Source organism: Gallintestinimicrobium propionicum (genome assembly GCF_025567525.1).
Taxonomy (GTDB): domain Bacteria; phylum Bacillota; class Clostridia; order Lachnospirales; family Lachnospiraceae; genus Gallintestinimicrobium; species Gallintestinimicrobium propionicum.
In genome coordinates this window covers 35083-45515 of the sequence record NZ_JAOQJY010000027.1, presented here as the reverse complement: position 1 = coordinate 45515, position 10433 = coordinate 35083, and the positions used below count along the sequence as shown (strand labels likewise).

The following is a 10433-nucleotide window of genomic DNA, read 5'->3' as shown; positions in this document are numbered from 1 at the left end:
GTCGAAGACGCGGTTTTGCGAATGGCGCGGGTGAACAATAACCATTTTATGTTCGCCAAAATCATTCGAAATCCGCTGATTTACTGCGTAAATCGCTACTTTCTCATGATTTAACGGGAACGTCAGACATAAAATTGGATGCAAGCATCCATTTTATGTTCGCCGTTCCCTCGGCTCATTTCAAATAGTTCCACGGGCTGACGTAGCTGCCGTTGCTTCTCACAGAAAAATGAAGATGCGGTCCCGTCGAGCGTCCGGTCGAGCCGACCGCCGCGATTGTCTCACCCTTGCTCACAGACTGTCCCGTTGAAACATATAGCTTCGACGCGTGCATATAAATTGTATACAATCCATCGCCGTGGTCGATCATGACATAATTGCCCATCGAACTGTTGTAAGACGCCGCTACTACGTTTCCACTGTATGCCGCCAGAATCGCCGTTCCGCTCGGTGCCGCAAAATCCACGCCGTTATGGAATTTCTGAACCTTCAACGTCGGGTGCATCCGGTTGCCGTAATCATCCGAAATCCTGGTATAGCCCGGACACGGCATCTGGAACATACCGCCGTCATATTTTAAGCGGTTTTCCTCTTCGAGCTTTGCCTTATCCGCCGCAACTGCCTTTTCCAGAGCAGCGATCGTCGCATTCTGTGCCGAAATATCCGCCTCGTATTCCTTGATTGCAGCCTCCTTATTGCTGATATCGCCCTGATATGCCACAATCTGCTGCTCTTTCTCGGAAATCAGCGTATTGACCGCCTGCTGCTCCTTTTCCAGGCTCGCCTGTGCGGTGTTTAAAACGTCTTCTTCCTCTTCCAGTGTCTGTTTACACAGCTCCAGATATTCCACGCTCTGACGGTACTCTTCCAGCTTGCGGCTGTCGTAGCTGCTTAGCTGTTCCACATAACCTGCCTGGTTTAACATATCTGCAAACGAGCCTGCATTCGCCAAAAGCTCGAGGTATCCGTTGCCCTTGCCGTTTCGATACAGATAGCGCAGCCGGGTTTTCATATCCTCATACTGCTGATCTGCAACCGCCTGCGCCTGTTCAATATCCGCTTTCGTTTCTTCAATTTCCGTTTTTTTGGCTGTGATCTCTTCTTTCAGATCTTCGATCTTATTTTCCAGATCATCCAGCTGACCGTCCAGCTGCGCCACATATGTTTCCAGATCCTTCTTCGACTTCTGCAGCTGGCTTACCATCGACTTAATATCGGAAATGTTGGACTGGATCTTCTTTTTTTCCGACTGCGCGTCGCTGATCGCCTGCTGCTTCTGCTTGATGCTCTCCTCAAGCGCAGTGGATGCCTGAACAGGAATCATCGATGTAAAAAGAAGCAGCGCTGCCGATAAAAGGCAGGCTGTGATTCTTTTTTTCCCAATTCTCATGCTGTCTTCCTCATCATACGCGAAGATGCTTGCGCACTGTTATAAAGCTTCCCAGGAAACCGATTCCTGCGCCAAGTCCAAGACAAACCGGAAGAAGCGTCCGATAAATCTCCGAAACCGGCAAAAACTGCATCAGCCCGGAAAGCGACGGGAACTCTATCATGACATAATCAATGACCTTTTTATAAAGGACATAGATCAGACCGAGCGGGAGCAACGAACCGATCAATCCGATCAGAATACCTTCTATTACAAACGGGGAACGTACGAAAAAGTCCGTCGCACCGATATATTTCATAATTTCAATCTCTGACTTGCGAACAGAAATACCGATCATAACCGTGTTGTTGATCAGGAATACGGAAACTGCCAGCAAAATTGCAATAATGCCGACCGAAGTGTATGCCACGAGCGCATTCACGCCGGTCAACGTCGTCGCCGCTACCTCGGAATGCCGTACTTCATCCACCTGCGGGATGGATTCCAGCCAGCTTACCAGGCTTTCCTGCTTCGAAACATCGTTCATATAAATTTCGTAGTTATCCATGCCCTCCAGCGGGTTCTCGGTATAGATCTCGTTGTAATCTTCTCCGATATTTTCGGGAGCCCACTCTGCCCACGCTTCATCTGCAGAAATAAACTTCGCCTCGGACACCTCGTCGCGCGCCCGGATCTGCGCGCCGATCTGTTCCATTTCTTCCTGGGTCGTCCCGTCCTTAAAAAATACGGTAACAGAAACGCCCTCTTCTGCCGTGCGCACGACGTTCTGGAAGTTTAAAATGACCGCATAAAAAAGTCCGAACAAAAACAGACAGGCAGAAATCGTCGCAATGGAAGCAAGGGAAAACAGCTTGTTCCGGAAAATGTTGATTACGCCCTGTTTCAACGTATAAAAAAATGTACTAATCCTCATCGATATAACCGCCTTTTTCTTCGTCGCTGATAACGACACCCTTCTTCATCGTAATTACGCGTTTCTTCATTTCATTTACAATTTCACGGTTGTGCGTAACGACCAGAATCGTCGTGCCTCTTTCTTCGTTGATGCGTTCCAGCAGCTTCATGATTTCCCAGGAATTCTTCGGATCGAGGTTTCCTGTCGGTTCATCTGCCAGAAGAATCGGCGGTTCATTTACCAGCGCCCTCGCCAGTGCAACTCTCTGCTGTTCACCGCCGGAGAGCTGTTTGGTCTTCGCTTTGTATTTGCCTGCCAGACCTACCTCTGCCAGCGCGTTCGGAACATTTTTACGCATCAGCTTCGTCGGCATCTGGATAACACGCTGTGCAAACGCAACGTTTTCATAAACGTTTCTGTCATTCAGCAGACGGAAATCCTGGAACACGATTCCAAGATTTCTGCGGAATTTCGGCACCTGTCTGCGCTTTAAGCGCGCCACATCGGCACCATTTACGATAACACGGCCGCTCGTGGGCGTCAGCTCCCGCAAAAGCAGCTTGATCAGGGTCGATTTTCCTGAGCCGCTGTCGCCTACAATAAAAACAAATTCCCCCTTTTTGATCGTCAGGCTCACATTATCCAAAGCCGGAGAGCCGCTCGAATACGATTTGCTCACGCGATCCAGCGTGATGACCGCATCTGAGCCTTCCCGCTTCTTCTTTTTTTTCTTATCGTTTTGTACCAAACCTTGTCACCATCCTAATATTCAAAAAATTCCATGTACTTCATGTACTTTACAACCATGAGTGCGATCTTGAATGTAATCGCATCCTCAAATACGCGCAGATCCAGCCCGGTAGACTTCTGAAGCTTATCCAGACGATATACCAGCGTATTTCTGTGGATAAACAGCTGACGGCTCGTTTCCGATACGTTTAAGCTGTTCTCGAAGAATTTGCTGATGGTCGTCAGCGTCTCCTCGTCAAAATCGTCCGGACTCTTTCCACCGAAAATCTCTCGGATAAACATCTTACAAAGCGGAATCGGAAGCTGATAGATCAGACGGCCAATGCCCAGCTCGCTGTATGCGATTACTCTTCTCTCGTCAAAGAAAATCTTGCCGACATCCATTGCCATCTTGGCTTCTTTGTAGGAACGGCTCACTTCTTTGATTTCCTGTACAATTGTACCGTAGGAAATGCGGCTTTCGGAATAGCCCTCTGTTTCCAGCCATTCTATCAGGTTTGCAGTGTAATGCTCAATCTCCTTCATTTCATCGTTTTCGGTCAGCGCTTTCACGATGATCACGTTATTCTCATCCACTGCCGTGATAAAATCCCGGTTATTATTACCAAATACCGGACGCATCTGCTCCAGGATGTTATCCTCCCGTCCCGCGCTGCATTCGATAATCAGGACAACTCGCTGCGCATCCACCGGAATATAGAGCTTCTTCGCCCTGCTGTAAATGTCCACCAAAAGCAGGTTATCCAGCAACAGGTTTTTGATAAAGTTATCCTTATCGAAGCGCTCTTTATACGCCACAAGCAGGTTCTGAATCTGGAATGCAGCCATCTTTCCGATCATATAAATATTTTCACCGGCGCCGCCTACAATCAGAATATATTCCAGCTGCTGCTCGTCATAGATCTTAAAAAACTGATTTCCCTGAACCTCCTGGCTGTCTGCAGGGGAATCCACAAAGGCTCTCGCCTGCGGCAGATATTCTTCCAGTCCGTCTGCTGTCGTCGCAGCGGTCTTTCCATCCACATCAATCACACATAATTCGACTCTGGCAATCGCCTTCAGGCCATCCAGTGTACTCTGTAAAATCTGATTCGATATCATAAACCCCGTCTCCTTCACTTCGCGCATTCTTCGACAAAAAAACCAGTCTGTCTCCTGCGATTTTTACTATGCCCAACCTATATTCTAAAAGAAAACCACAAAAAAAGCTATAGGAAATCGCAAAAAATTTATGCAAAACCTATAACAGCAGAATTCCAGACGTTCTTTTGTTTGGAACTATAAAAGGCGAAGTACTTATTGCTCCGCCTTTTCCAGATTATATTCATTAACTTTTTTCTGAAAAATCTTTTTCCGCACCTTTCTCCAGAACGTCGTTCTCACCTTTTCTTTTAATTTCGTCTCCGGCAACGCCACCCAAAGCTCCGCGTTTAAAAATTTGCGGCCGCTGTGCATCAGCTCCAGATCCAGCGGATATGTCATCCGGGAAAAAATCACCTTCGGCGCAGCTTCGTTCATCGCGTTCATCAGTCGCTGAGGCTGATACTCAAATTCCTCGTAGCCGCGCACATCCACGATATTTAAATTTTCCTGCGCGTTTAGAAGCATCTCCTGCAGCTCCTGCGCCTGTTTATCCGTGTCGCCCAGCAGATAAACCTTGTCATGCTGTCTTGCCAGTCTTTTCAAAAACTCCCGCAAAAACATCCGGTCCTCGATTTCCCGAACCCTGCCGGGAGATGCGATTCCTGCTGCCTCCAAAATATCCGGCTCCAGACAGAACATCAGATCCGTCTCTTCCAGATACTCCTTGACCTGTTCGTCCCTGGACGCCATCGACAGAGACTGCGCGTTAATATAGCTTGTTGTATTGAGTGCCCCGGTCTGCAAAAAATGCTCCGCTTTGCGCAGGCTCTCTCTTGCGGAAACATCCATTAAGGAAATTCCCAGAACTGAATACCTTCTCATAACCCTCTACTCACTTCTTTTCTCACAACGAAACGCCTTTGAAACGCATCCCCGTTGTATCAGCTTCGTCACTCTCCGCCCCCACGGAGCGTACCCGCCGCCTTATATCCTGCGGATCGCTTTTTCTGTGATCTCAATCCTGCCGTTTTTCAGCAGGTTGCCGACCGCACGCTTGAACTCGTTTTTGCTCATCGCAAGCTCCCTGCGAATGACCTCCGGAGAAGCCTTGTCGGTAAACGGAAGCACGCCGTCGAAACTGTCGATCAGCTTCATGACCTTCTCTACATCCGTCTCGATCTGCAGGTACGCCTTTTCCCGCACGCTCAAATCCAGCTTGCCGTCCTCATGTACCCGGACAACCCTGGCTTCCACATGGTCACCGACCTTTAATTCCCCGTACATTTCCTTCGGAGGAATCAGCGCGGAATATTGATTGTCCACTGCCACGAACGCGCCGAACTGGCGGCTGATTTCATACAGACAGCCGCTCACTCTGTCATCCTTATGATAAGGGCTGTCGGTGCGCAGATAATGATACACCTTCATCGTCGCACAGAGCCGCCCGCTCTTGTCCACATACAAAGCAACCGGGAAACGGTCGCCCTCTTTTACCTTTCTGGTCTGCTCCTTGAATGGAAGGAAGAGGTCTTTTTCCAGTCCCCATTCCAGAAATGCTCCCATTTTCGCAGTCTGCGCAACCGTAAGCTCTACAACCTCACCCAGCAAAAGCTTCGGGCGCGCCGTTGTTGAAATCAGCCGGTCGCTCGAATCTTTATATAAGAAAACCTCAATCTGATCCCCGACCGAGGTCTGCGGCGGAACCTGTCTTGCCGGAAGAAGCACTCTTTTATCCTCTGCTCCGGGCTCTGCCAGATAAACACCGAAATCCACTTTTTTTACTACTGTCAAATTCTGAATTGTTCCAATTTCCAGCATATTATTTTCCTTTATCTTCCTGTCAGCTCGACGATCACAAACGGAGATTCGTCCTCGCTGCACAGGGAAACGGTTACGCGGTCTGCCTCCGTCACAATGATCGGAACCACTATATCGTGAAGCAGTGCGGATTTTTTATACTCCGCCCGCATCTGTCTGATTGCAAAATTTTCCGGCAAATACGCCATCGCCATCGAAATGTACTGTCCATTATTTACGTGGTGGTTGCCATCTAAGTGCTGTCTTTCTACTCGGAAAGGCTCCTGTCTGATGCCGCCCTGGGGCACTGCAATTTTACGCGGCGCATAGTCCATCTGCAAACGTTCTTTCACGTCGTATTTTTCGACCATCTCCGGCAGCACCCGCACCGGAACGCCCTTTTTGTGATTGATCAGAGACCAGACCGAATTTGCTTGTGCCAGCCGCTCTCCGTCTTCCGTGTCCATAAAAAAATTACGCAGTCCCATAAAGCCGCGCAGCTCGTATGGAATCGTCCCGATCCTGATTTTTTCTCCGAGCGCCGGATAGCGGTGTACAACCACCTGCCACGCGCTCATCACCCAGAGCAGATCCTTTTCTTTCAGAAAATCAATGCCAATTCCGAGATCCTCCGACTGAAACGTCGAAACATCCTGAAAATAATCCACGATCGCCGGCAGGCTCAGTAATCCGTCTTCCCCGGTTTCGCTGTAGCGCACTCTGCTGTCAAATGTATACATATCCGTCTTTCCTCCGGTACTGGCTGTGCTCTCTTTTGCAATTATTATAGCAGGAATCACTTGGTTCGGCAACCCGACATCCTTTTTGTGCCGTTATAACAAAAACCCCGGAGGAATTTTCCTTCGGGGTTTGTAGCAGGGCTACCAGGATTCGAACCTGGAAAATGACGGAGTCAGAGTCCGTTGCCTTACCGTTTGGCGATAGCCCTAAGTCTTGTTCTCTGTGATTTTGTTTCCCTGTCTCACAGCGCTTATTTAATATACAACACATTCACAGAAAATGCAAGCCTTTTTTTAAATTTTTTATTTTTTATTTTTTCCAGATCCACCTGCCGCTTCGTCAGCGGATTCACGAGGATTTCCTGCGTCGAATCCGCTGACGCGTTTTTACACTTCAAACAGCAAATCCGCATATCCGGGCATCGGCCAGAACGAACGGTCTACCTTCATCTCGAGCGCATCTACCGGTGCGCGCAGGGCTTCCATTGCAGGAACGATCTCGTCCCGATAAAAAAATGCCTGCTTTCTCGCATCTTTCTTCTGCACGTTTCCGTCTGCTTCCTTTTGTTTCAGGTCTTCCAGCGCGGCGGAAGCCTGAGACAGCAGAGCAGAGGTATCCTTCAACAGCGTTTTTGAAACGCTGCTGTCTGCACCGACTGATTCCAGGGAAGCGATGGTATCCGCCAACGTCTTTGTGTACCGCATAACGGCAGGAAGAATATCTTTCGACGCCATATCGATCATCGTCTTTGCCTCAATATGAATCGTCTTGACATAGGTTTCGTAAACAATCTCTTTTCTGGATTCCAGCTCTGCACGGTTGTAGATGCCGAAACGCTCATACAACCGGATCGCCTTATCGGTCGTCAGTGCCTCCACCGAATCGATCATACCCGGGAATACCGGAAGGCCGCGGCGCTGCGCCTCTTTCTCCCATTCCTTCGAATAACCGTCTCCGTTGAAAAGAATGCGCTGATGTGCCGTCATATATTCCTTAATCAGATCGTGCACCGCCATATCGAAATTTTCTTCCCCGGCAGCTTCCAGTCGGTCGGCAGCTTCGCAGAACGCCTCTGCGACAATTGCGTTGATCGTCGTCGTCGGGCTTCCGATCGAATCCGAAGAGCCAACCATACGGAACTCGAACTTGTTTCCGGTAAAGGCAAACGGAGAAGTACGGTTTCTGTCCGTCGCATCCATCGGCAGATCAGGCACAGTGGAAACGCCGGTATGTAATGTAGAACCCTCCAGGCAGGAACGGGCTTCGCCGGTTTCCACAAGCTGTCTTACCACATCCTCGAGCTGTGTGCCCAGAAATACGGAAACGATTGCCGGAGGCGCTTCGCTTGCACCGAGACGAAGATCGTTACCGACGTTGGAGGCGCTTCTGCGCAGCAGGTCGGCATGTGTATCCACAGCCTTGATAACGCAGGCAAGCACCAATAAAAACTGGATATTTTCATTGGGCGTCTCACCGGGATCGAGCAGATTCATGCCGGTATCCGTCGTAATCGACCAGTTGTCGTGCTTGCCGGAGCCGTTAACGCCTGCAAACGGCTTTTCGTGCAGCAGGCAGCGCAGGTTATGACGCTCTGCCACCTTTTTCATCGTCTCCATGACAAGCTGGTTGTGATCCATTGCAATGTTCGCAGTTTCATAGACCGGGGCAAGCTCGTGCTGCGCGGGTGCAACCTCATTGTGCTGCGTCTTTGCCGTCACGCCGAGCTTCCACAGCTCCACGTTTAAATCCTTCATAAACGCACCGATCCGCTCGCGGATCACGCCGAAATAATGATCCTCCAGCTCCTGCCCTTTCGGTGCGGGCGCGCCGAACAGCGTTCTGCCGGAAAAAATCAGGTCTTTTCTCTGTAAATATTTTGCCCGGTCAATCAGGAAGTACTCCTGCTCCGCGCCGACAGACGGAGTAACTTTTGTCGCCGTCGTGTTTTTGTTGAACAGACGAACGATTCGCATCGCCTGCTCGGAAATTGCTTCCATCGAGCGAAGCAGCGGAGTCTTTTTATCGAGTGCCTCACCTGTAAAGGAGCAGAACGCCGTTGGGATACACAGAATCACACCCGTCGCATCTTCTTTTAAAAACGCAGGGGAAGTGATATCCCATACCGTATAACCTCTCGCTTCAAATGTGGAACGCAGACCGCCGGAGGGAAATGACGAAGCGTCCGCCTCGCCCTTAATCAGCTCCTTACCGGAAAACTCCATCAGCATCTTTCCGTTCTCATCCGGATGTGTCACGAAGGAATCATGCTTCTCCGCCGTGATGCCGGTCAGCGGCTGGAACCAGTGCGTGTAATGGGTCGCGCCATGCTCCACTGCCCAGTCCTTCATCGTCTTTGCCACAACGTCCGCTGTCGCGTTGTCTAACTCACCGCCATGCTCCATGACGCGTTTGACTTCTGCGAACGCTTTTTTAGGAAGACGCTCCTGCATCTTTCCAAGGGTGAATACATTTTCTCCAAACAGCTTTTCCACATTCAGCACTTCACTCATTCGTCCGTCTCCTTTTCGACAATTGTACGAAGTAAATCTCCCGTTTCTGCGGCCTCCGAAAGCGTCAGCCACAGCTCCTGCTTCGGATGAGGCGCACTCTCCATTTTTTCCCCCTGATCGTCCTGGATCTGCAGCACCTGACATGCCACATTTCTTCCGTCCGGTTTCATGATCTCGATCACATCGCCCACGCAGAATTTATTGCGCTGTTCGATTCTTGCACGGCCCTTATGATCCGTCTCGTAAACAGTGCCCAGATAAACTGCATCGCTTTGATAGGTATTAGAATCATAAATCTGAGATTCTTCATTCGGCTTTCCGTAATAAAAGCCCGTCGTAAACTGTCGATAGGTACAGCGTGAAATTTCGCGGTGGTACCAGTCCATATTGGCGCGGTATTTTTCTTCGGATTCCAGACAGTCATCAATCGCTTTCCGATATGTCCGCGCCACCGTCGCCACATACAGCGCTGTCTTCATCCGTCCTTCTATTTTAAAGCTGTCAATTCCCGCATCCAGCAGATCCGGAATATGCTCGAGCATACACAGATCCTTGGAATTGAAAATAAACGTTCCTCTTTCGTTTTCATAAACCGGCAGATATTCGCCTGGTCTGGATTCCTCCATCACCGCATATTTCCAGCGGCACGGATGGGTACATGCGCCGCGGTTGGCATCCCGTCCGGTAAAATAATTGCTCAGAAGGCAGCGGCCGGAATAGGAAATACACATCGCGCCGTGTACAAAGCTCTCAATTTCCATATCAGACGGAATATGGCTGCGGATTTTCTTCAGCTCTGCCAGGGAAAGTTCCCGTGCGGAAACCACACGCTTTGCGCCCAGATTCCACCAGAACAGCCACGTCTCGTAGTTCGTGCTGTTTGCCTGCGTGGAAATGTGCAGCTCGATCTCCGGGCACACTCGCTTCGCAATCATGAACAGTCCGGGATCGGAAATAATCAGCGCATCCGGTGGAACCGGTCTGCCGTCTTTTGTTTTTAAGTGCTTCAGTTCCATAAAATAATCCGAAGCCGCTTCCAGATCTCCGTTATGCGCTAAAATATTCGCTGTCACATAGACCTTAACGCCCCGATCATGCGCATAGGCGATCCCCTCTGCCATATCCTCCGGGGAAAAATTCTTCGCCTTTGCCCGCAGTCCAAACGCCTCTCCGCCGATATAAACTGCATCCGCTCCAAAATTGACCGCAGTCTTTAACACCTCAAGACTGCCGGCCGGAATCAGCAATTCCGGTTTTTTCATCTGAT

The 10433-nt window shown here is 49.7% G+C and carries 9 protein-coding genes and 1 tRNA gene; all 10 read right to left on the bottom strand.

What is annotated here, in order from left to right; translation table 11 throughout:
- Positions 1-175: 175 nt before the first annotated feature.
- On the bottom strand, positions 176-1390 hold the full coding sequence (locus OCV62_RS15950) for a murein hydrolase activator EnvC family protein (RefSeq protein WP_262587953.1): 1215 nt from the start codon (positions 1388-1390) through the stop codon (positions 176-178).
- A 13-nt stretch (positions 1391-1403) separates the two neighbouring features.
- The gene (gene ftsX, locus OCV62_RS15945; RefSeq protein ID WP_262587951.1) at positions 1404-2303 is read right to left on the bottom strand and encodes a permease-like cell division protein FtsX; all 900 of its coding nucleotides are present in this window, start codon (positions 2301-2303) and stop codon (positions 1404-1406) included.
- Positions 2293-3033 (bottom strand): cell division ATP-binding protein FtsE, encoded by a 741-nt coding sequence (gene ftsE, locus OCV62_RS15940; RefSeq protein WP_021914761.1) that lies wholly within the window; start codon positions 3031-3033, stop codon positions 2293-2295. Before ftsE ends, ftsX begins: the two co-directional genes overlap by 11 nt.
- A gap of 14 nt (positions 3034-3047) precedes the next feature.
- Positions 3048-4136 (bottom strand): PucR family transcriptional regulator, encoded by a 1089-nt coding sequence (locus OCV62_RS15935; protein WP_021914762.1) that lies wholly within the window; start codon positions 4134-4136, stop codon positions 3048-3050.
- Positions 4137-4331: 195 nt separating this feature from the next.
- Complete coding sequence (locus OCV62_RS15930) at positions 4332-5000, bottom strand: WecB/TagA/CpsF family glycosyltransferase (protein WP_262587948.1); 669 nt, start codon at positions 4998-5000, stop codon at positions 4332-4334.
- Positions 5001-5102: 102 nt separating this feature from the next.
- Positions 5103-5936 carry a CvfB family protein gene (locus OCV62_RS15925; RefSeq protein ID WP_021914764.1) on the bottom strand — a complete coding sequence of 278 codons (834 nt, stop codon included), beginning with the start codon at positions 5934-5936 and terminating at the stop codon, positions 5103-5105.
- 11 nt (positions 5937-5947) lie between these two features.
- Positions 5948-6655 (bottom strand): acyl-[acyl-carrier-protein] thioesterase, encoded by a 708-nt coding sequence (locus OCV62_RS15920; protein ID WP_262587920.1) that lies wholly within the window; start codon positions 6653-6655, stop codon positions 5948-5950.
- A gap of 136 nt (positions 6656-6791) precedes the next feature.
- A tRNA-Gln gene (locus OCV62_RS15915) sits at positions 6792-6864 on the bottom strand.
- A gap of 178 nt (positions 6865-7042) precedes the next feature.
- The gene (locus OCV62_RS15910; RefSeq protein WP_262587918.1) at positions 7043-9166 is read right to left on the bottom strand and encodes a glutamine synthetase III family protein; all 2124 of its coding nucleotides are present in this window, start codon (positions 9164-9166) and stop codon (positions 7043-7045) included.
- Positions 9163-10428: a peptidase U32 family protein gene (locus tag OCV62_RS15905; RefSeq protein WP_118497150.1), complete on the bottom strand. Its 1266-nt coding sequence runs from the start codon at positions 10426-10428 to the stop codon at positions 9163-9165. Before OCV62_RS15905 ends, OCV62_RS15910 begins: the two co-directional genes overlap by 4 nt.
- Between the last annotated feature and the right edge of the window lie 5 nt (positions 10429-10433).